This window comes from Nocardia nova (assembly GCF_002933465.1).
Taxonomy (GTDB): Bacteria; Actinomycetota; Actinomycetes; order Mycobacteriales; family Mycobacteriaceae; genus Nocardia; species Nocardia nova_B.
On sequence record NZ_PSZE01000009.1, the window covers coordinates 194,246 to 215,611 of the forward strand.

The window sequence follows — 21,366 nt, forward strand, 5'->3', positions numbered from 1 at the left end:
GGGTCGTGCAGGATCGGCTGTATTGCCGGGAGCGGTGGGAATCGACCCCGGCCGCGCCCACGGAGACCCTTGCGGCACAGGGAAATTCGCACCCGGCACCCGCCGGATCGCCAGCGTCGGCGGGGTCTCGTTCGAGTCGGGAGTGGGTTCTCGTCTCGCGGTCGGATCGTCGTTCCGCTCGAACCCACTGTTCACCGTGTAACCCCTGCCTGATGTCGTGCCTCGGCACGCCACCCTAGCGCGCCACGACCTCCGATTCCGAGACGCCATGGCCACTGTCGGTGATGGGGCCTTTCGGCGGTGCGGCCACGAGCGTCAGCAAGGTCGCTTCGGGGCGGCAGCAGAAGCGGTACGGTGCCCACGGCGAGGTACCCAGGCCCGCGGACACGTGCAGTCGCGTATGCGCACCCCAGCGCGACGGGCCCTTCACCCGGGACCGATCGATACCGCAGTTGGTGACCAGCGCGCCGAAGCCCGGCAGGCACAGCTGCCCGCCGTGGGTGTGGCCCGCCAGCACGAGGTCGTACCCGTCGCCGGCGAACCGGTCGAGCACCCGGGGTTCGGGCGAATGGGTGAGTCCGATGCTCAGATCGGCCAGGGGGTTCGGCGAGCCGGCGACGGTGTCGTACCGGTCGCGGGACAGGTGCGGATCGTCGACACCGGCGGTGGAGATCTTGATTCCGGCGACCTCGAGATCGCGCCGCACATGGGTCAGATCCAGCCAGCCGCGTTCGGTGAACGCCGCGCGCAGATCCTGCCAGGGCAACGGATCGCCGTGCACCCGCTTGTGGTTCTTGTCGAAGTACTTGAGCGGATTCTTCGGAACCGGCGCGAAATAGTCGTTGCTGCCGAAGACGAAGATGCCCGGACGGGAGAGCAACGCCGTCAGCGACTGCACCACCGCGGGCACCGCCTTCGGATGCGCGAGGTTGTCGCCGGTGTTGACGACCAGGTCCGGTTCCAGAGCCGCGAGTTCGCGAACCCAGGCCTGTTTGAGTTTCTGGCCGGGCGTCATGTGCAGGTCGCTGATGTGCAGCACACGCAGGTTCGACGAGCCCGGCTGCAGCACCGGCATCGTGGCCTCGCGCAGGACGAAGGCATTGCGTTCGATCAGCGAGGCATAGCCGATTCCGGCCACTGCGGTACCGGCGGCCGCGGCGGCGACCTTAGCTCCGGAGCCCAGCGCTGCTCGTCGAAGTGCGGGGGACGAGAATACGGGCATCAGCCCAGAATAGGCGACCAGTGTGACGAATACCGAGTGTGATTCCGCACAGGCATCCGGATTGTCGGGCGATGTCGGGCCCGTTGCCCTACTCGACACGCGGAAATGCGGTGTGAGGGCCCGCCCGCAACGGCTAGCGTGTGGCGCATGTCGGAACTCAAATCGAAGTTGCGCGCCGATCTGACCGCGGCGATGAAGGCCAAGGACACATTGCGCCTCAGCACGCTGCGCATGCTGCTGGCGGCCGTGCAGAACGCCGAGGTCGCCGGCGCCGAGGCCAAGGAGCTGTCCGATGCCGAGGTGATCGCGGTCCTCAGTAAGGAGGCCAAGAAGCGCAACGAGGCGGCCGTCGTCTACGAACAGAACGGTCGCGGCGAGCTGGCCGCCAACGAGCGCGCCGAGCAGGAGATCATCGACGAATATCTGCCGACCCCGCTCACCGAGGCCGAAGTCGCCGATCTCGCCGATACCGCCATCGCCGACGTGGCCGAACAGCTGGGGGAGCGCCCGGGCATGAAGCAGATGGGCCAGGTCATGAAGGTCGCGACGGCGCTGGCCGCGGGCCGGGCGGACGGTTCGCGGATCTCGGCCGCGGTCCGGGCCCGGCTGTAGTACCGAGGCTGTAGTCCCGAGCCCGGACGAAGCGAGAGGCCGGCGAATGTGTCCTACATTCGCCGGCCTCTCGCGTTCCGCTATCGGGGGATGGGAATCGGAATCGGTGGCAGCCTCGGTATCTGCGGCAGACCCGGGATGACCGGCGGTGCCGGCGGCGGTCCGGGCCGGGGAATCTCGCGCTGCGTGCCGTCGCTGACGAGCACGGTGATCACCGATCCGGGAATGGCCGAGCCGTTCGGCGTCGTACCGGTGACCGTCCCCTTGGCCGCCGAACCGGGCGAGGTGACAGTCGACACCTGGAAACCCGCGCCGATGAGCACCGAACGGGCCTCGGACTCCGACATCCCGGTCACATCCGGAATCTGCGCATTGTTCGAGCCGCGGACATATTTGTCGTCCAGCGGCGGTAGCGCGGGCGGCGGGAATTTGTCGAGTACCGGTTTGATACCGCCGAACCAGCTGCGGGCCGGTTCGTTACCGCCGTAGAGGTTACCGTCGCCGCAGGTGCGCAGCGGGAACGAGCAGATCTCGCCGGGCGTCGGGGAGTCGCCGTAGATGTAGGCGGCGCCCGCCATCGAGTTGGTGAAGCCGAGGAATGCCGAGGACCGGTGGGTTTCGGTGGTTCCCGTCTTCGCCGATACCGGAGCGTTCCAGCCCACCGCACGCGCGGAACCGGCGGCGGTACCGCCCACCGCGTCCTGGCTCAGCGCATTGGCCAGCGTATTCGCCAACCCGGGCTCGACGACCTGCTCGCAGGCCTGCTGGGTGAGCGGGACCTGCTTACCGTCGCGGTCGAGCACCTCCGCGATCGGCGAGGGCGGGCACCATTTGCCGCCGGAGGCCAGCGTTGCGGCGACATTCGACAATTCCAGCGGATTGATCGCGACCGGGCCCAGCGTGAACGAGCCGAGATTCTGCTGTTTGACCATGTCCGCCAGGCTCTGATTACCGTGGCCGGAGGTACCCGCCTCGGCATAGGAGCGCATCCCGAGCCGCACCGCCATATCGACCGTCGGCGTTACACCGACGTCCTGAATGAGCTTGACGAAGGCGGTATTCGGCGACTGAGCCAGAGCCTCGGTCACCGACTCGGGCGATTTGTAGTTACCGGCGTTCTTCACGCAATAGGTGGCGGGCGGACACCCCGCGGCACCACCGTTACCCATACCCTTGGCGGCGAAGAACGACGGCACATCCAACTGGGCGCTGGTGCCCAGGCCCTTCTCCATCGCGGCCGCCGTGGTGAAGATCTTGAAAATCGATCCGGCGCCGTCACCGACCATCGAATACGGCTGCGGTTGCACGGTTTGATGCGCGCCCTGGTCGAGGCCGTAGGTACGGCTCGAAGTCATCGCCAGAATGTGGTGAGAGTCCTGGCCGGGAGCGATGATGCTCATGACCTCGGCGATATTCTCCAGATTCGGATCGGTGTTGGCGGTGACGGCCGCCTTGACCGAATTCTGCACCGCCGGATCCAATGTGGTGCGGATCAGATATCCGCCCTTGTCCATCTGGTCCTTGCTGATTCCGGCATTGGCCAGATACTGCAGCGCGTAATCACAGAAATAACCGCGGTCACCTGCGGCGATGCATCCGCGCGGCAGGCCCTTCGGCTCCGGCAGCACCCCCAGCGGCTGCTCCTTGGCGGCCCGGAATTCGTCGGCCCGGCTCGGAATGTTCTGAATCAGCGTGTCCAGCACGGTATTACGCCGCTCCATCACACCTTTGGGGTTGGTGTACGGGTTGAGTTTGGAGCTGGACTGGACCATGCCGGCGAGCATGGCGGCCTGCGCGACCTTCAAATCCTTCGCGTCGACGCCGAAATAGGTCTGCGCGGCGTCCTGAATGCCGTAGGAGCCGTTGCCGAACGGCACCAGATTCAGATAGCGAGTGAGAATCTCGTCCTTGGTGAGTTCTTTCTCCAGGGTCAGCGCCATTCGGATTTCGCGCAGTTTACGGGCCGGGGTGGTCTCGATGGCGGCGCGGCGTTCGGCATCGGTTTTCGCGACCACCAGCAGCTGGAAGTTCTTCACGTACTGCTGGTCGATGGTCGAGGCGCCCTGCTGCACCTCACCGCTCGAGGTGTTGGTCAGGAATGCGCGCAGCGTGCCCTGCCAGTCGACGCCGCCGTGTTCGGCGAAGCGCTTGTCCTCGATGGAGACGATCGCCAACTTCATATCGTTGGCGATCTTGTCGCTGGGGACCTCGAAACGTCTCTGTTCGTACAGCCACGCGATGGGGGCTCCGGTCGCATCGACCATCGTCGACACCGCCGGTGCGGTGCCCGCCACCAATTCCGCGGAAACGTTGTCCACGGCATCGGCTGCGCGGTTCGACAGGTATCCGAAGCCGCCTGCGAGCGGGAACAGCAATCCGGCGACGAGTACGGCCGCTAGGACGCAGGCGCCGGCCAGCCTCGCGAGCGTTTGTGAGATCGGCACGCGCCCCAGCCTAATTGGCCCGCCGTCACACGCGCGGTGCGCGGTCGGCGGCGCGCCATGACAGCTGGTCGGGCGGCCTCCGCAGGGACGGGCGTACCAGAAAATACGGGCACGGTCTTGCGCTCGCCCCATACCTTTACCTAGATTGAGAACCCAGTGTGATAGAGCTAACACTCAAAGTGGAATGTGGTGCGGAGCGCAGCGGGGTTGGGTTGCTGTGGGCTGCACGCGATTCCGGAGCGCCGTTGACCCGGTGTTCGGACTGCAAAGGGGCACACCAAATGCACATGACTACCCCCATCGCTCGATTGGACGTGGAGCAGGCCGAAGCGAGAATCGCCTGGGTGTCCCAGGCCCGATGCAAGGAAGTGGATCCCGACCAGTTGTTCGTGCGTGGCGCCGCCCAGCGCAAGGCGGCCACCATCTGTCGGCACTGCCCGGTGCTCATGGAGTGCGGTGCCGACGCCCTCGACAATCGAGTGGAATTCGGTGTGTGGGGTGGGATGACCGAGCGGCAGCGGCGTGCGCTGCTCAAGCAGCATCCCGAGGTGACCTCGTGGGCGGACTTCTTCCGTGCCCAGCGTCAGCAGAAGGTCGCGATGTAGTCGAGAAAGAGTTCGGTCCGAGCCCGCGCTTGCGGGCTCGGGCCGTTTCCGGGCGGTGACCTGCGGAATCGGGGCCGCATGGCACACCGCCGGACTCGGGCGAATCAGCTACCGCCGGACTCGGGCGAATCAGCTACCGCCGGACTCGGGCGAATCAGCTACCGCCGGAGAGTTCAGGCCGCGTCGGATCCGGCGAGCTGTTCGCCGACCGCGCGCAACGCGTCCAGATCGGACACTTCGAACGGCAGGGCGGTCACCGCCACGATCGGCACCCGCGGATGGGCGCCGGTGAAGCGGTGCAGCAGATGCTGTTCGCGCTTGGCGGTGACCGCGCGATGGGCGTGGATGCGCAGGATGTCGGCGGTCAGTGTCGCGGCGTCCGTGGCGGCCGCGGCTTCCTGCACGGTCCCGTCGGCATCACTGCCGGCGCCGGGACTCAGCCGGTCCGCGGCGGCGATCGCCTGAGCCGCAGACAGAGTGCACAGCACCGGGTGCGTGCGATTGAGCACCAGGCCGGCCAGCGGCATCCCGTCGGTGGACAGCCGATCCACGAAGAACGACGCCTCGCGCAGTGCGTCCGGCTCGGCGGCGGCGACCACCACGAAATGGGTACCGGGCCGCGAGAGCATGGCGTAGGTGCGCTCGGCGCGGTCCTGGAACCCGCCGAACATCGACTCCAGCGACTGCAGGAACAGCGAGGCGTCCTTGAGCATCTGCCCGCCCACGACCGTGGACACCCCGCGCACGGCGAGGCTCATCGCGCCGGTGACGAAGCGGCCCACGCCCCGGCCGGGCGCCATGATGACGCGGATCATCCGGCCGTTGAGGAAATTGCCGAGCCGCTTGGGCGCGTCGAGGAAGTCCAGGGCGTTGCGTGAGGGCGGCGTGTCGACGACGACCAGATCCCACTCGCGCCTGCCGACCAGCTGGCCCAGCTTCTCCATCGCCATGTACTCCTGCGTTCCGCCGAAGGAGGAGGCGACGGTCTGATAGAAGGGGTTGGCGAAGATCTGCTCGGCCTTGTCCGCGCTGGTGTGCTCGAGCACCATCTCGTCGAAGGTGCGGCGCATATTGAGCATCATCGCGTACAGCTCACCCTTGGCCGTCTCGGGCAGTTGCACGCGCTGGGGCGCGTTGCCGAGGTCGGTGACGCCCAGCGACTGGGCCAGCCGCCGCGCCGGGTCGATGGTGAGTACCACGACCTTGCGGCCCTGTTCGGCCGCGCGCAGGGCGACCGCCGCGGCGGTGGTGGTCTTGCCGACCCCGCCGGAGCCGCAGCACACCACCACCCGGGCGGTCGGGTCGGCGATGATGGCCTCGACATCCAGCAGCGGAGTCGCCGGCGGGATCAGCGGGCTCGGGTGGCTCATCAGCGGACTCCCTGCGCGCTCAGATGTTCGGCCAGTTCGTACAGTCCGCCCAGGTCCATACCGTCGGGCAACGCCGGCAGATACAAGCGGCTGATATCCACCTTCGCCAGTTCGGCGGAGCTGTCGTCCTGGGCCTGCAGGGTTGCCGAATGTTCCACAGCTTCCCGGATCAGGCCCTGGAAGTCGTTGTCGTCCACCGTGATTCCGGCTTCGGCCAGTCCCGCCCGGACGGCGTCCAGATCGACGTCACCGGTCGCGACGCGGGCGCGCACGGGCGCGGGGAGAAAGCCCTCGGTAGCGCGATTGACGATGACCGTGCCGATCCGGAAATCGGATTCGGTCAGCTCGGCGATCGCATCCGAGGTCTCCTGCACCGGCAGGGCCTCGAGCAAGGTGACCAGGTGGACGATGGTCTGCTCGGAATGCAGCAGCGCCGCCACGCCCTCTGCCTGCCCGGCGATCGGCCCACCCTTGGCGACCTCGGCCATGGCCTTGGTGACGTCGAGGAATCCGGCGATGCGACCGGTCGGCGGGGCGTCGACGACGACTTCGTCGTAGACGCGCCGACCGGATTTGTCCGTGCGGACCGCGCATTCTTTGATCTTGCCGGTCAGTATCACGTCACGCAGACCCGGTGCGATCGTCGTGACGAATTCGATGGCGCCCATCCGGCGCATCGCCCGGCCCGCGAAGCCGAGGTTGTAGAACATGTCGAGATATTCGAGGAAGGCGTGTTCGATATCGAGGGTCAGCGCCATCACCTCACCGCCACCGTCGGCGGTGGCGATCTTGGTTTCGGTGGGCGGCAGTGGCGGCAGGTCGAACAATTGGGCAATCGATTGGCGGCCCTCGACCTCGACCAGCAGTACCCGGCGCCCGCCCGCGGCCAATGCGAGTGCCAAAGCGCCTGCGACCGTGGATTTTCCGGTCCCGCCCTTGCCGGACACGTAATGCAGCCGCGCTTTGTCGGCTCGGTCCGGCCATCCTAATTTCAGTCCCGGCTCTTGCGAAACGGGTACTGCTGTCGGTACTCCCACGATCGCGAGCCTATAACCCGTTACGAAACAGCGACCAGAGGATCGCCCTACTGTCTCGTAGGCCACAGCGCACTTTCGCACGAGCCGGAAATGTGCTGATCGGTCCGCGACGAGTGTCTCGGCCGCACCCTCGGTGCACCCAGTACGCTTCTGCGACATGAGCGATGTGACGGTCTGGGAATACGCGACGGTGCCGCTGTTGACGCATGCGACCAAACAGATTCTGGATCAGTGGGGCGCCGACGGCTGGGAGCTGGTCACGGTGCTGCCGGGGCCGACCGGTGAACAGCATGTGGCCTATCTGAAGCGGCCCAAGCAGTGACGGCAGGCACCGACTGGCGCGCCAACCTCGAACGACTGGGTCTCGCGCTGCCGCCGGTCGCGGCCCCGGCGGGCGCCTACATCCCCGCCGTGCGCAGCGGTTCGCTGGTCTACACCGCCGGCCAGTTGCCGTTCGTCGACGGCGCGCTGTCGGCTACCGGCAAGGTCGGCGCCGAGGTGAGTGTCGAGGACGCCGCGCGGGCGGCGGGCCTGTGCGCGTTGAACGCGCTGGCCGCCGTGCATGATCTGGTGGGATTGGACGCGGTCGTGCGGATCGTCAAGGTTGTGGGATTCGTCGCGTCGGCACCGGGTTTCACCGATCAGCCACTGGTGATCAACGGCGCGTCCGAGCTGCTGGGAGAGGTGTTCGGCACGGCGGGCGTGCATGCCCGCTCCGCCGTCGGCGTCTTCGAACTGCCGAAGAACACCCCGGTCGAGGTGGAGCTCATCGCCGAAGTGCGGTAGGCAAGGTCTGTAACCGGAGTTCCGGACAATGTCGCGCGGCCGCTCGTTCAGCGGCCGCGCACCGGGCGTTAGGACCACATCTCATGACCCTCACTCATCCCGCGTACGGGCAGCTGCGGGCGGTCACCGAGGCTGCCTCGGTGTTGTTGGCGAACAACCCGAACCAGATGACCCTGGAGGGCACGAACACCTGGATTCTGCGAGCTCCGGGTCGATCCGACTGCGTGGTGATCGATCCGGGGCCCAAGGACAAGGCGCACAGCGAGGCGATCGCCCGCGCCACCGACGGAAATATCGCGCTGACGTTGATCACGCATCACCATCACGACCACACCGGCGGCATCGACCGGCTGGTGAAACTGACCGGAACGCCGGTACGCGCGATGGATCCGAAATATCTGTCCGGCTCCTCCGCGCCGCTCACCGACGGCGAGGTCGTCGAGGCGGCAGGGCTGCGCCTGACGGTGCTGGGCACTCCGGGACATACCCGGGATTCGGTCAGTCTGCTAATCGACGACGCGCTGATCACCGGCGACACCGTGCTCGGCAGCGGTACGACGGTGCTGGAATCGCGCGACGACGCGCTCGGCGACTATCTCGACTCCCTCGAGCTGCTCGCCCGGCACGCCCCCGGCCGTGCGCTGCTCCCGGCGCACGGCCCCGATCATCCGCAGGCCGAACCGGTGATCGGCTACTACATCGAACATCGGCATCAGCGCCTGAATCAGGTGCGGGCGGCGTTACGCGAACTCGGCGACAACGCGACACCGCTGCAGGTCGTGGCCAAGGTGTACGCCGATGTGGACAAACGGCTGTGGCCGGCCGCGCGCAGCTCGGTCGAGGCCCAGCTCGCCTATCTGCGCGGCCGGAACTGATCCGGATGCGCCGGAGCGCGGTGGGAAATCCCTACCGCGCCCGGCGAGCCAGCCGCTCCGAATCGGAGATCAGCACGCTCTTACCCTCGAGCCGCAGCCACCCGCGGTGGGCGAAATCGGCCAGGGCCTTGTTCACCGTCTCGCGCGAGGCGCCGACCAGCTGGGCGATCTCTTCCTGGGTGAGGTCGTGGGTGACCCGAAGGGCACCGGCCTCCTGAGTGCCGAACCGCTGCGCGAGCTGCAACAGCGCCTTGGCGACTCGACCCGGGACATCGGTGAAGATCAGGTCGGCCAGATTGTTGTTGGTACGCCGGAGGCGGCGGGCGAGCACCCGCAGCAACTGTTCGGCGATCTCCGGTCGCTGGTCGATCCAGGCCTTGAGCGCATCGCGATCCATGGTCACCGCACGCACCTCGGTCACCGTGGTGGCCGTGGAGGTACGCGGGCCTGGGTCGAAGATCGACAGCTCGCCGAACATATCCGACGGGCCCATGATGGTCAGGAGATTCTCGCGCCCGTCCGGGGAACGGCGGCCGATCTTCACCTTGCCGGACGTGATGATGTACAGCCGATCTCCGGGCTCGCCCTCATTGAAAATGATATGGCCACGTGGAAAATCCACCGGCTGAAGCTCTTTGGCGAGAGCAGCCACCGCGGTGGGCTCGACGCCTTGGAAGATGCCTGCTCTGGCGAGGGCCTCGTCCACGAATGTGCTCCTTATGGGAATTGACAGTGCTTACTGCGGCGTCAGCGGGTCCCCACGTGGTACGCAGGCTGCCGCCTGGCTCGGCGTCGCTCGCCACAGTGCTGGACCGAAGCGTTCGGCCGACAGTGCAGTCTACTTGCCATCCACGCAGCGTAGTGACAGACACCACGTAACGTACGGTTTGTGAACGGGCGCGGCGTCGCGGAAAGTTCCCGGGCTGGAGTATTGGCGAGTCGGGCGCGGCGGTATCGCCGGACGGCGGAATCGGTCTAACTGGCCTGGGCGACGTCCAATTCGTCGCGATTACGGCGGCGGCCGCCGGAGCCGGCGTGTGCGGGCACACCCAACTTCGCCAACTCGTTGACCTCGGCATTGCTGGCCCTGTCCAGATATTGCTGGACCTCTTCACCCGGTTCGAGCAGCTTGCGCAGCCGGTTTTCGACACGTTCCATGGACAGTGCGAAAAGCATCAACACCACCGGGAAGAGCACCACAGCGAGTCCTTGCATACGGGTGAGTAAACACGGAGAAGGTCTCAGATGGAACACGGGAGGAGTTCGCGATCACGCTCACGTCGGCGCGGTTCCGTATGGTGGACGAGTGCGTGAACCCAGATCCACCGCCGTGAACGGGCACGAGACGGCCGCGACGGCCACCGATGCGGCGTCGGTCACAACGACCGAATCGAGTTCTCCGGCTCGAAAAAAACTTCCGCGGAAATCTGCGCGCGCGAACTCGAAACCGGCCGCCCGATTCGCCGACGAAACCCGGCTGGGTCTGGTACGCCGCGCCCGGCGGATGAATCGCACGCTGGCGCTGGCATTTCCCGACGCACACTGCGAACTGGATTTCACCACTCCGCTCGAATTGGCCGTGGCGACAATCCTTTCCGCGCAATGCACCGACGTCCGGGTGAATCAGACGACTCCGGCATTGTTCGCCCGGTATCGCGATGCCAAGGCCTACGCCGAGGCCGATCGCACGGAACTCGAGGAATACATCCGGCCCACCGGCTTCTATCGCAACAAGACGAGTTCGCTGATCGGGCTGGGGCAGGCGCTGCTGGAACACCACGACGGCGTCCTGCCGCACACGTTGGCCGAATTGGTGAAGCTGCCGGGCATCGGGCGCAAGACCGCCAACGTCATCCTCGGCAACGCCTTCGATGTGCCGGGAATCACTGTCGACACCCATTTCTCGCGGCTGGTGCAGCGATGGAAATGGACCACCGAGGACGACCCGGTCAAGATCGAACACGCCGTCGGGGAACTGATCGAGCGCAAGGAATGGACGATGCTCTCGCATCGGGTGATCTTCCACGGCCGCCGCGTCTGCCATTCCCGTAAACCGGCGTGCGGCGCGTGCCTGCTGGCCAAGGATTGCCCCTCGTTCGGAATCGGCCCGACCGACCCCGCGACGGCCGCCGCACTGGTGAAGGGACCCGAGGCCGAGCATCTGCTCGAATTGGTGGGCCGGTGAAATCGGTTCCTGCGGCGTGGCGATGGGCGTTCGTCGTTCTGATAGCTGTCGTAGCGCTCGCTGTCGCGGTCTGGCCGCGGGGTGACCACGACAGTCCGTCCGTGACCGCGACCGCGGTGCAGGGCGGGCCGGCGTCCGCCTCCGACGGTCAGCGTGCCGCGGCGGCATTGGCCGACTGTCCGCGTCCGGGCGCCGCGGCCGCACAGCCTCCTACGCCGGCCGCCGGTCCGCTGGCCGGAATCACGCTCGACTGTCTGGTCGACGGCCGTCCGGTCGACCTCGGCGCATCGCTGGCCGGGCATCCGGCCCTGGTGAATCTGTGGGCCTACTGGTGTGAGCCGTGCGCCCGGGAACTGCCCGCGCTGCAGCAATTCTCGGCGCGCGCCGGGAGCGCGCTGACCGTCGTGACCGTGCACAGCGATCCCGACGAGGGCAAGGCGCTGGCCCGGTTGCGCGACCTCGGCGTGCATCTGCCGGGTATGCAGGACGGCGGCGGAAAGGTGCGCACGGCGGTGCGAGCGCCTGCCGTGCTGCCGGTCTCGGTACTGGTCCGCGCCGACGGTTCGATCGCGAAGGTGGTGGTCCGGCCGTTCGACACCGCCGAGGACGTCGCCGCGACGGTCGCGCGGGAATTGGGGGTGCGGGTGTGAACGGGCAGGCAGTGTGTACGACCGTGGAGGGCCTCGTCCGTGCCCGATAGATCCGAGATGAACGACAATTCGACAGCTGCGGACCGGCCGCACCAGCTCGCCACCGATATTCCGGGTTGGTTGCGTGGAGTGGCCGAACACGAACCGGCTGATCCGACGGGCGTGAATCAAGTGCTCAAACGCACCGCGGGCAAGGTGGCCGCGGCCGCTCTGCGCCCCCGCGAGGCCGCCGTCCTCGTCTTGTTCGGCGGGTCGCCGGAGGCCGATGCCGGAAGCCGCGGCGGTCTCCCGGCCGACGCCGATGTGTTGTTGACCCAGCGCGCCGCCACCCTGCGCCAACACCGCGGGCAGGTCGCCTTTCCCGGCGGTGGGGTGGAACCGGGTGACGACGGTCCCGTCGGCACCGCGCTGCGCGAGGCGCGCGAGGAGACCGGTCTCGACCCCGTGGGCGTGGAACCGTTCGCCATCCTGCCCACGATCTTCGTCCCGCCGTCCCGGTTCGACGTCACACCGGTGGTCGCGTACTGGCGCACGCCCGGTGAGGTGCGGGTGGTCAGCGAAACCGAGGCCGCCCGCGTGGTGCGGGTGCCGCTGGCGGATCTGATCGACCCGGCGAACCGGTTCGTCGTTCGCCATCCGCTGGGGTACATGGGACCGGCGTTCGCGGTCGATGGCATGCTCGTCTGGGGTTTCACCGCCGGTGTGCTCGCCGGTCTGCTTGCGGTATCGGGATGGGAGCGGGACTGGGATCACCATGACGTGCGTGATCTGCAGGCCTCGCTCGCGGCAGTGGGGATGACGTTATGAGTAGTTCCGGGTGGCTCGACCTCGCGGTCTTGATCATCGCGCTGCTGGCTGCCACCTCGGGGTGGAGACAGGGCGCGGTGGCCTCGGCGCTCGGATTTCTCGGCGTGGTGCTCGGCGCGGTCGCCGGCATCCTGATCGCGCCGCACATCCTGCAGCACATCAGCGAGGGCCGCAAGCGCGTCCTGGTCGGCGTCGTGCTGATCGTTGCGCTGGTGATCGTCGGCGAGGTGGCGGGCATGGTGCTGGGCCGCGCCGCGCGCAGCGGTATGCGACATCCGTTCACCCGCAGTATCGACAGCGTGGTGGGTGCGGGGCTGCAGTGTGTGGCCGTACTGGTCACCGCCTGGCTGCTGGCCTTGCCGCTGGCGTCGTCGTCCCAGCCGGGTATCGCGGCCGCGGTCAACGGCTCCCGGGTGCTCGCCGACGTGAACCAGGTCGCGCCGAACTGGCTGCGTCGCGTGCCGAACGAATTCTCCAAACTGCTCAACACCTCGGGCCTGCCGGAGGTGATCGGCCCGTTCGGCCGGGCGCCGATCGCGGCGGTCGAGCCGCCGGACCCGAGCGTTCTCGACACGCCCGTCGCGCTGAATCTCCAGCACAGCGTGCTGCGGGTGAACGGTGTCGCGCCGAGTTGTCAGCGCGCGCTGGAAGGTTCCGGATTCGTCGTGGCGCCCGAGCGCATCATGACCAACGCGCACGTGGTCGCGGGCACCTCCACCGTGCAGGTCGACACCGCGCGGGGTCGCCTGGACGCGACGGTGGTGCTGTTCGACCCGGCCAAGGACGTCGCCATCCTGGCCGTTCCCGGGCTCAACGCGCCGGTGATCCCGCTCGCCCCGTCGCCCGGAAAATCCGGGCAGAGTTCGATCGTCCTCGGCTACCCCGGCGGTGGCCCCTACACCGCCAGTGCGGCCCGGGTGCGCGAGACGCTCGAGCTGACCGGTCCCGACATCTACAAGAGCAACACCGTCGAACGCCAGGTCTACACCGTGCGCGGCCGGGTGCGCGCCGGTAATTCCGGTGGCCCGCTGGTCGATACCGACGGTGAGGTGTTGGGCGTGGTCTTCGGCGCGGCGGTCACCGACGACGACACCGGCTATGTGCTCACCTTGAAGGAGGTCGAATCCGATCTGCGGGCCGCGTCGAATTCGACCGCGCCCGTCGGCACCGGTGACTGTGTCCTGAGCTGACCCGCTGTCGGCCGACGTCCAGGGGCGCAGCCGCGGCGCCCACACCGGCGCTGCGGACGTGTCCGGAGGTCTGCCGTGCGCTAGACGTACTGCGCGGTCGCCGGATCACCCAGCAGCTTCGACAGTTCCGCGGTGACGGCGTCCGGATTCTCCTGGTGGGCGAAGTGCCCGGCCCGCGGGATCGTGACCACCCGGCGATCGGGTGAGAGTTTGCCCGCGCCGCGCACGGTCGATTCGAGCATGTAGTGGTCGGCGTCGCCGCGCAGGATCAGCGTCGGCACGCGGACAGGTTCGCGCATCGCAGACAGGAAGCGGCGGCCGTCGGGGCGCCACTGACTGCGGAAGGCCCAGCGCTGGTATTCCAGGGCACAGTGAGCCGCGCCCGGTATCCGGATCGCCGAGCGCATGCGCTGGGCGGTGTCGACGAACTCGGAGGTGCCCGCCCACTGCGGCCTCACCCGCTCGCGTACGAGACGTTCGATTTCGAATCCGTCCTGCCGGGTGAGCCGGCGCTCGCCGTACCGCGGCAGCTGATACCGCAGGAAATTCGGCAGATAGGCCGCGCGCTGGCGACGATCGCGCAGCACGGCCCGTTTCAGCGCCACCGGATGCGGTGAGGCGATCAGCGCGATCGAGCGCACCACCCGCGGATGCAGAACCGCCGTCGCCCAGCACACCAGTCCGCCCTCGGCATGGCCGACCAGGGTCGCGTCGGTATGCCCGAGCGCCCGCACCAGGCCGGCGATATCACCGGCCAGCGTCCAGCCGTCGTAGCCGCGCGGCGGTTTGTCGGAATCGCCGTATCCGCGCAGATCGACGGCGACCGCGCGGTAGCCGGCTTGGGTGAGCCCGATCAGCTGATGCCGCCACGACCACCAGAAATCGCCGAAGCCGTGCAGGAGGACGACCAGCGGCCGCGCGGGATCGCCCACCGCGTCGTCGGCGCCGCCCTCGGCGATGTGGAATCGGATGCCGTTGGCGTGCACGTCACGATGCGTCCACGGACCGTCGAAGCGGACGCTGGACGGATCGGGAAGCGGATTCGACGACACGCCGAAAGCGTAATCGCCGGACTATGCGGTCGGCTTGGCGGCCGGGCCGTCGGCGTGCGATCCGAAGCCGTGCGGCAGCACCGTCCGGGTTTCCTTGAGCGATTCGATCGTCTTCTCCGGCGCTCGCACCTTGCGCACCTTCCGGTAGCCGAGGAACGCCAGGACCGCCACCGCGACGATCATCAGCGCGAAGACGATCAGGAACGCGGCCCACCGGTACAGCCACACATCCAGCAGTTCGGCGAGGAAGAAGAAAAAGAAGAACGACGAGAACAGCAGCACCGTCAGGGCGCCGATGAAGAAGACGCTGCCCTGCAGGCCCTTCTTGATCTCGCCGGTCACCTCGGCCTTGGCCAGCTCCACCTCGGCGCGGACCAGGGTCGACATCTGCTCGGCGGCATCGCGCACCAGATCCCCGACGCTGGCATTCGCGGTGGTATCGACCTCGGACAGCGGAATCGAGGTGATGGTCCGGTTTCGGCCCGCGTCGTTACCGCCGTTTGTGAAGCTCAATTGCTCGACCCTTCTCCATGTCCCGGTGCTGTCCGGCCTTCACTCGTATTCGGTGGCCGCACTCGCGTCTCGCCGCGCCTGATGCGCCCGCCCACGTCGCAACAGTAGCGCCGAACCGAGCAGAGAGGCTGCCAAGGACGTCATCAACACGGCGGCTTTCGCCAGTTCGGTCGCGGCCCGGTCGGGCAACGCGAGTTCTGCCACCAAGAGGCTAACGGTGAAACCGATTCCGCCCAGTACCGACAGGGCCGACATATCCCGATTGCCGAGACCCGCGGGCCGAGTGGCGATTCCGAACCGGATCGCCAGCCAGCTCGAGCCGAAGATGCCCACGGTTTTGCCGACCAGTAGTCCGGCGATGATCGCCAACGACAACCGCGAGGTGAACAGCTCGCCGAAAACGCTGGTGGACAAGGGAACTCCGGAGGCGAACAGCGCGAACAGCGGGACGCACACGCCGGCGGAGATCGGCTGGAACAGATGCTCGAGCCGGGCGGCCGGTGCCTCGTCCTCCTCCGGATCCGGGCGTACTCGGGTCAGCAGCCCGCAGATCACCCCTGCCAGCGTGGGATGAATACCGGCCTCGTGCAGGGCATACCACGACAGCAGCGCCAGCGGCACGTACACCAGCGGCGTACGGATACGCAGCCGCTGCGCCAGCGCCCAGCCCGCGAAGCAGGCGGCGGCCCCGACCAGCCAGACCAACGCCACGGTGGTGGTGAACAGCACCGCGATCAACACGATCGCCATCAGATCGTCGACGACGGCCAGACTGAGCAGAAATACTCTCGCCCCGGCCGGAATTCGCGAGCCGGTCATGGCCAGCACCGCGAGCGCGAAGGCGATATCGGTCGCCACCGGAATCGCCCAGCCGCGATCCATGCCCGGCACACCCCAGCCGACGGCGAAGGCGATCACGGCCGGGGTGATCACGCCGCCCACCGCGGCCACCACCGGGAGCGTGGCCCGCTTGCGGTCTGCCAGCTCACCGACGACGAGTTCGCGCTTGAGTTCGAGCCCCGCGACGAAGAAGAACACCGCGAGCAGACCGTCCTCGGTCCAGTCGCCCAACGTGAGGTCCAGGTGCAGCGGAGGGATCGCGACAGTGGTGTCCACCATCGCGAAATAGCCGTCACGCCAGGGCGAATTGGCCCACAGCAGCGCCACCGCCGCCGCGACGAGCAGCAATGCGCCGCCGACGGTTTCGGTGCGGAGATAACGAGCGAGCTCGGAGCGCAGCGCGACGATCACGGAGATCCTTTCGGGAGCGGACGGCGACTGCGGCGGGCACTCCCGCAACGGGCTCACCAACCACACGCCGACCAGACTTCCCGGCACTCCTTGACGAAATTTTACCGGTTCAGGCGTTGCCATTTACCGCCGCCTCTGGGCTTCGCGGCGGCGAACGGTCGAGCCCACGTCTGGTGCGGCACCGGACGTGGGCTCGAAAAGCGGGGTCGATCAGGCGTTGGAGGCGCGGATGGCTTCGAACACGTTCGGGTCGACCAGAGTGGAGGTGTCGCCGAGTTCGCGGCCTTCGGCGACATCGCGCAGCAGGCGGCGCATGATCTTGCCGGAACGGGTTTTGGGCAGTTCGGGCACGATGTGGATTTCGCGGGGGCGTGCGATCGGGCTGATCTCGCGGGAGACCTCGGCTTTGAGTTCGTCGACCAGTTGCTGTCCGGAGTTGTTCGTACCGCCGGTGAGGATGACGAAGGCGACGATGCCCTGTCCGGTGGTGGCGTCGCTGGCGCCGACGACCGCGGCCTCGGCGACACTGTGGTGTCCGACGAGCGCGGATTCGACTTCGGCGGTGGAGATGCGGTGGCCGGAGACGTTCATGACGTCGTCGACGCGGCCGAGGACCCACAGGGCGCCGTCGGCGTCGATCTTGGCGCCGTCGCCGGCGAAGTACCAGCCCTGGGCGGCGAAGCGTTCCCAGTAAGTGGCCTTGTAGCGTTCGTCGTCGCCCCAGATGCCGCGCAGCATCGACGGCCACGGCTGGTCGAGGACGAGATATCCGACGACCGCGGAGCTTGCGGAGCGGTCCGAAGATTCAGCTTCGGTTCGATCGATTTCGACGGAGTTGCCTTCCTCGTCCACGACTTTCGCGGAGATGCCGGGCAGCGGTGCCATGGCGGCGCCCGGTTTGGCGGCGGTGACACCCGGCAACGGGGAGATCATGATGGCGCCGGTCTCGGTCTGCCACCAGGTGTCCACGATGGGCGCGGTGCCCGCGCCGATGACCTCCCGGTACCAGCGCCAGGCCTCGGGGTTGATCGGTTCGCCGACCGAGCCGAGCACGCGCAGCGACGACAGATCGTGGGCGTCGGGGATCTCGCGGCCCCACTTCATGAAGGTGCGGATCAGTGTCGGCGCGGTGTAATAGATGGTGACACCGTACTTTTCGATGATCTGCCAGTGCCGGTGCTCGTCGGGGAAGTTGGGGGTGCCCTCGTAGACGACCTGGGTGGCGCGGTTGGCCAGCGGGCCGTAGACGATGTAGGAGTGCCCGGTGACCCAGCCGATATCGGCGGTGCACCAGTAGACGTCCTGCCCGGGTTTGTGGTCGAACACGTAGTGGTGGGTGTAGGCGACCTGGGTCAGATAGCCGCCCGAGGTGTGCAGGATGCCCTTCGGTTTTCCGGTGGTGCCGGAGGTGTAGAGGATGTAGAGCGGGTGCTCGGCATCGAAAGCGCTGCAGGCGTGGTCCGTCGATGCCTGGGCGACGGTTTCGTGCCACCACAGGTCGCGGCCCTCGGTCCATGCGATCTCGAGATTCGTGCGCCGCACCACCAGGACGTGTTCGACGCTGTGCGGGACGTCGCCGTGGGCGTAGAGCGCCTCGTCGACGGCTTCTTTCAGCGGTGCGGCCTTGCCGCGGCGCCACTGGCCGTCGGTGGTGATCACCAGCCGCGCCTCGGCGTCGTCGACGCGCTGGCGCAGGGCGCTGGGGGAGAATCCGGCGAAGACCACCGAATGGGTCAGGCCCAGCCGCGCGCAGGCCAGCATCGACACGATGGCCTCGGGGACCATCGGCATGTAGATCGCGACCCGGTCGCCGGCGGTGAGGCCGAGTTCGGTGAAGTAGTTCGCGGCCTGGGAGACCTCGGCCTGCAGCTGGGCGTAGGTGATCGAGCGGGAATCGCCGGGCTCACCTTCCCAGTGGATGGCGACCTGGTCGCCGTAGCCGTCGGCGACGTGGCGGTCCACACAGTTGTAGGCGACGTTGAGCTTGCCGCCGGTGAACCAGCGCGCGAACGGGGCGTCGTCCCAGTCCAGGACCCGATCCCAGGGCTGATGCCAGTGCAGCCGCTGCGCTTGTTCGGCCCAGAACCCCGCACGATCCGCCGCTGCCCGCTCGTAGATGGACGCATCGGCATTGGCCGCCGCGGCGAACTCGGCGGTCGGCGGGTACACGTCTCGGTGCTCAGCGGTGGTGTCGGTCATCTCGCCTCCATCGGGCCTGTCCATCGGATACGCGTCGGCCGCAGCGTGACCGCGGCCACGATGTGACCCTAACGGACCGTGACCTGCGCCGCGTACCGGTCCCGAACGGTGGGCTCGGGAAGCGGACCCCAGTCGGCCGTGGGGTGCGCTCGGCTAGCGTGTGGGTCGTGAGCGACGTGCTGCAGCCCCTGGTCGACCTGCCCGGTGTCCGCGATGCGGCCGACCGCGCCCGCGATGCGCTCGCCGAAGTCCACCGGCACAAGGCGAACAGGCGAGGCTGGCCGACCACGGCGGCCGAGGCGGCGGTCCGTGCGGCGCGCTCCTCGGCGGCGATCGACGGCGGGGCCACCGAACTGCCCGCCGACGGCCGGGTCGCCGATCCGATTCTCGCGGGGGCGTTGCGGGTCGGACAGGCCCTCGACGGTGACGCGCTGCGGAATCTGGTCGGCGTGTGGCAGCGGGCGCCGCTGCAGGCGCTGGCTCGTCTGCATCTGCTCGCCGCAGCCGATCTGGTCGACGACGAAATCGAACTCGGCCGCCCGCGACCGGAGCCGGGTGTCGCCGAACGACTCGATCTGCTGGCTCAGACCGTACTGACCTCGAACGCGCCGGCCCCCGTGCTGGCCGCGGTGGTGCACGGCGAGCTGATGTCGTTGCGTCCCTTCGGATCGGCCGATGGGGTCGTGGCGCGGGCGGCGTCCCGGCTGGTGGCCGTCGCGAGCGGCCTGGATCCGCGCAGTCTGGGCGTACCCGAGGTTTTCTGGTTGCGACGCCGCCAGGCCTACCTCGACGCCGCGGCGGGCTTCGCCGAGGGGACGGCCGAGGGTGTGGGCGGTTGGGTGGTGTTCTGCTGCGGCGCGCTGGAAGACGGTGCCCGCGAGGCCCGATCGATCGCCGATGCGGCGGCATGAACGCGTGGGGTGAGTGCTGATCGCAGCGAATGCGAAACGGGTCCGCACATCGAAGCGGGCGGCGTAGCCGTCGTCGGCCTCACCGCCCGCTAGCACGGACTACCCGGTTACCAAGCGTGCTTGTCGGGTTGTGTTCTGCGGCCTCGGCGATCATCCGAACCCCGCCGGTTCATCCCCGCAACCTGTGCGAGGCCATTGCCGACGTGAATTCGAATTTCGCAGGCCCACAACGCTTCTGCCCTTGTCGCGGCGCGCTCCGCGTGGGTGCCTGGCGTCCGTGCTGGGAAGTGCGGATGGGAGATCGAACCTTCTCTTCCGTTTCGATCTTGGCCTTCCGCCCCTCCGTGGGTCCATTGTTACTCTGTGAGACCCCTCACATCAAGGGTCGAAAGGACATTACTCATAATCGGCGTGGGGCCCCTCGAATCGTGGTTACATCGATGGGTTGCGCGCCGTTGACCAGCCGCGATACGCCCGGAGTGCCGCCCTCAGCGGCGCCGGCGCAGTAGCCGGTAACTGAGGGCGCCGGCCAGTATCGCGCTCACTCCGACCACCGCGGTGGCGGCCACCGTCGTGGTCGACGGCGCGGGGATGCGCGACCACAGTGACACCGGATTGGAGAAGGTCAGGATCGGCCACTCCCGGGCCACCGCCTCGCGTCGCAGGTTCCGGTCGGGGTTGACCGCGGTGGGATGTCCGACCGCCGACAGCATCGGCAGATCGGTGATCGAATCGGAGTAGGCGTAGCAGCGCGAGAGGTCGTAGCGCTCGGTCGCGGCCAGCTTCTCGATCGCCTCGACCTTGCCCTCGCCGTAGCAGTAGAACTCGACTTCGCCTGTGTACTTACCATTTTCGACCACCATGCGAGTGGCGGCGGTATGCGTCGCGCCCAGCGCGGCGGCGATCGGAGCGACGATCTCCTCGCCCGACGCCGAGACGATCACCACGTCGTGGCCGCGGATCTTGTGGTCGGCAATCAGATCCGAGGCCTCCGCATAGATCAGTGGATCGACCAGTTCGTGCAGTGTTTCCGCGACGATCGAGCGCACCTGCGACACATCCCAGCCGGCGGTCATCTTCGTCAGATGTTCGCGCATCCGCTCCATCTGGTCGTGGTCGGCGCCGGAGAGCAGGAAAAGGAAGTGCGCGTAACTGGATTCCAGTACGGTGCGCCGATCGATCAGGCCCTGCGCGAAGAACGGGCGGCTGAAGACGAACGCGCTCGACTTGGCGATGACCGTCTTGTCCAGATCGAAGAATGCGGCGATCCGGGGTGCGGACGGAGCATCCGTCGTCCGGTGCGCGCGGTTCGCTGCTGCATCGTTGCGGTGTCGCGGGTGCCCGGTATCCCCGGCGGCCCGATCGTTCGTAGCTGTTTGGTCGCCCTCGGCCGTCACGGCTCCAGAATAGGGAGCGTCCCCGGTGACGCGGCGTTCAGCCCGGCCGCACGCCCCGTCCGATGCCCCGGGAGCTGCCCGCTCCGGGCCGAAACTTCGTGGGGCGATGGACTTGCATCGCGGCCGGTTTCTGGGTGTAGTATTGCTGGCACCTGGACATGGTCCAGGCGCGTTCAGCCCGACCCCCCGGGGCTGAACCCCGACGGCCCCAGCCTCCTCCTGTCTCTTATACACATCTGACGCTGCCGACGACTTAATAG

Annotated in this window: 21 protein-coding genes; 10 read left to right on the forward strand and 11 right to left on the reverse strand. The window is 67.6% G+C overall.

What is annotated here, in order from left to right:
- Positions 1-235: 235 nt before the first annotated feature.
- Positions 236-1,222, reverse strand: a complete 987-nt coding sequence (locus tag C5E41_RS14155) for a metallophosphoesterase (RefSeq protein WP_104376271.1) — start codon at positions 1,220-1,222, stop codon at positions 236-238.
- Between the two features lie 147 nt (positions 1,223-1,369).
- Between C5E41_RS14155 and C5E41_RS14160 the strand changes: the two genes are divergently transcribed.
- Positions 1,370-1,834 (forward strand): GatB/YqeY domain-containing protein, encoded by a 465-nt coding sequence (locus tag C5E41_RS14160; protein ID WP_104376272.1) that lies wholly within the window; start codon positions 1,370-1,372, stop codon positions 1,832-1,834.
- A gap of 80 nt (positions 1,835-1,914) precedes the next feature.
- Here C5E41_RS14160 and C5E41_RS14165 read toward each other — a convergent pair whose 3' ends face one another.
- Entirely contained in the window at positions 1,915-4,278 is a 2,364-nt protein-coding gene (locus C5E41_RS14165; RefSeq protein WP_258080966.1) for a penicillin-binding protein, read from the reverse strand.
- Positions 4,279-4,559: 281 nt separating this feature from the next.
- On the opposite strand from C5E41_RS14165, the gene C5E41_RS14170 reads away from it, so the two are divergent.
- Positions 4,560-4,883: a WhiB family transcriptional regulator gene (locus C5E41_RS14170; RefSeq protein ID WP_030516437.1), complete on the forward strand. Its 324-nt coding sequence runs from the start codon at positions 4,560-4,562 to the stop codon at positions 4,881-4,883.
- A 173-nt stretch (positions 4,884-5,056) separates the two neighbouring features.
- On the opposite strand, the gene C5E41_RS14175 is transcribed toward C5E41_RS14170, so the two are convergent.
- Together C5E41_RS14175 and C5E41_RS14180 are read right to left on the reverse strand one after the other, a co-directional pair.
- Positions 5,057-6,253, reverse strand: a complete 1,197-nt coding sequence (locus C5E41_RS14175; protein ID WP_104376274.1) for an ArsA family ATPase — start codon at positions 6,251-6,253, stop codon at positions 5,057-5,059.
- Positions 6,253-7,290 carry an ArsA-related P-loop ATPase gene (locus tag C5E41_RS14180; RefSeq protein WP_181063240.1) on the reverse strand — a complete coding sequence of 346 codons (1,038 nt, stop codon included), beginning with the start codon at positions 7,288-7,290 and terminating at the stop codon, positions 6,253-6,255. Before C5E41_RS14180 ends, C5E41_RS14175 begins: the two co-directional genes overlap by 1 nt.
- 157 nt (positions 7,291-7,447) lie before the next feature.
- On the opposite strand from C5E41_RS14180, the gene C5E41_RS14185 reads away from it, so the two are divergent.
- From C5E41_RS14185 to C5E41_RS14195, 3 genes are all read left to right on the forward strand, one after another.
- Positions 7,448-7,612, forward strand: coding sequence for a DUF4177 domain-containing protein (locus C5E41_RS14185; RefSeq protein ID WP_085997207.1), 165 nt, complete (start codon positions 7,448-7,450; stop codon positions 7,610-7,612).
- Positions 7,609-8,076, forward strand: a complete 468-nt coding sequence (locus C5E41_RS14190) for a RidA family protein (RefSeq protein ID WP_104376276.1) — start codon at positions 7,609-7,611, stop codon at positions 8,074-8,076. Before C5E41_RS14185 ends, C5E41_RS14190 begins: the two co-directional genes overlap by 4 nt.
- Positions 8,077-8,159: 83 nt before the next feature.
- A complete protein-coding gene (locus C5E41_RS14195; RefSeq protein ID WP_104376277.1) occupies positions 8,160-8,951 on the forward strand; it encodes an MBL fold metallo-hydrolase in 792 nt (263 codons plus the stop codon).
- Positions 8,952-8,982: 31 nt separating this feature from the next.
- Here the strand turns inward: C5E41_RS14195 and C5E41_RS14200 are convergent, their stop codons facing one another.
- The gene (locus tag C5E41_RS14200; RefSeq protein ID WP_104376278.1) at positions 8,983-9,657 is read right to left on the reverse strand and encodes a Crp/Fnr family transcriptional regulator; all 675 of its coding nucleotides are present in this window, start codon (positions 9,655-9,657) and stop codon (positions 8,983-8,985) included.
- 269 nt (positions 9,658-9,926) lie between these two features.
- Positions 9,927-10,166, reverse strand: a complete 240-nt coding sequence (locus tag C5E41_RS14205; RefSeq protein ID WP_258080967.1) for a hypothetical protein — start codon at positions 10,164-10,166, stop codon at positions 9,927-9,929.
- A 262-nt stretch (positions 10,167-10,428) separates the two neighbouring features.
- On the opposite strand from C5E41_RS14205, the gene nth reads away from it, so the two are divergent.
- The 4 genes from nth to C5E41_RS14225 are packed head-to-tail and all read left to right on the forward strand — an operon-like array spanning position 10,429 to position 13,783.
- Positions 10,429-11,136: an endonuclease III gene (nth, locus tag C5E41_RS14210; protein ID WP_063024245.1), complete on the forward strand. Its 708-nt coding sequence runs from the start codon at positions 10,429-10,431 to the stop codon at positions 11,134-11,136.
- A complete protein-coding gene (locus tag C5E41_RS14215) occupies positions 11,133-11,786 on the forward strand; it encodes a TlpA family protein disulfide reductase (protein ID WP_104376280.1) in 654 nt (217 codons plus the stop codon). The genes nth and C5E41_RS14215 overlap by 4 nt, the downstream gene beginning before the upstream one ends.
- A gap of 57 nt (positions 11,787-11,843) precedes the next feature.
- Positions 11,844-12,593 carry an NUDIX hydrolase gene (locus C5E41_RS14220; RefSeq protein ID WP_104376281.1) on the forward strand — a complete coding sequence of 250 codons (750 nt, stop codon included), beginning with the start codon at positions 11,844-11,846 and terminating at the stop codon, positions 12,591-12,593.
- Positions 12,590-13,783 (forward strand): MarP family serine protease, encoded by a 1,194-nt coding sequence (locus tag C5E41_RS14225; protein ID WP_104376282.1) that lies wholly within the window; start codon positions 12,590-12,592, stop codon positions 13,781-13,783. The genes C5E41_RS14220 and C5E41_RS14225 overlap by 4 nt, the downstream gene beginning before the upstream one ends.
- 80 nt (positions 13,784-13,863) lie before the next feature.
- On the opposite strand, the gene C5E41_RS14230 is transcribed toward C5E41_RS14225, so the two are convergent.
- The 4 genes from C5E41_RS14230 to acs all read right to left on the reverse strand — a co-directional run bounded on the left by C5E41_RS14230 (position 13,864) and on the right by acs (position 18,798).
- Entirely contained in the window at positions 13,864-14,835 is a 972-nt protein-coding gene (locus tag C5E41_RS14230; protein WP_104376283.1) for an alpha/beta fold hydrolase, read from the reverse strand.
- 21 nt (positions 14,836-14,856) lie between these two features.
- Positions 14,857-15,348: a phage holin family protein gene (locus tag C5E41_RS14235; RefSeq protein WP_104376284.1), complete on the reverse strand. Its 492-nt coding sequence runs from the start codon at positions 15,346-15,348 to the stop codon at positions 14,857-14,859.
- Between the two features lie 39 nt (positions 15,349-15,387).
- Complete coding sequence (nhaA, locus tag C5E41_RS14240) at positions 15,388-16,599, reverse strand: Na+/H+ antiporter NhaA (RefSeq protein WP_258080972.1); 1,212 nt, start codon at positions 16,597-16,599, stop codon at positions 15,388-15,390.
- A gap of 210 nt (positions 16,600-16,809) precedes the next feature.
- Positions 16,810-18,798 carry an acetate--CoA ligase gene (gene acs / locus C5E41_RS14245; RefSeq protein WP_104376286.1) on the reverse strand — a complete coding sequence of 663 codons (1,989 nt, stop codon included), beginning with the start codon at positions 18,796-18,798 and terminating at the stop codon, positions 16,810-16,812.
- Between the two features lie 167 nt (positions 18,799-18,965).
- Between acs and C5E41_RS14250 the strand changes: the two genes are divergently transcribed.
- Positions 18,966-19,709 carry an oxidoreductase gene (locus tag C5E41_RS14250; RefSeq protein WP_104376323.1) on the forward strand — a complete coding sequence of 248 codons (744 nt, stop codon included), beginning with the start codon at positions 18,966-18,968 and terminating at the stop codon, positions 19,707-19,709.
- Between the two features lie 488 nt (positions 19,710-20,197).
- Here the strand turns inward: C5E41_RS14250 and C5E41_RS14255 are convergent, their stop codons facing one another.
- Positions 20,198-20,977, reverse strand: coding sequence for an HAD-IB family hydrolase (locus C5E41_RS14255; protein WP_258080973.1), 780 nt, complete (start codon positions 20,975-20,977; stop codon positions 20,198-20,200).
- Between the last annotated feature and the right edge of the window lie 389 nt (positions 20,978-21,366).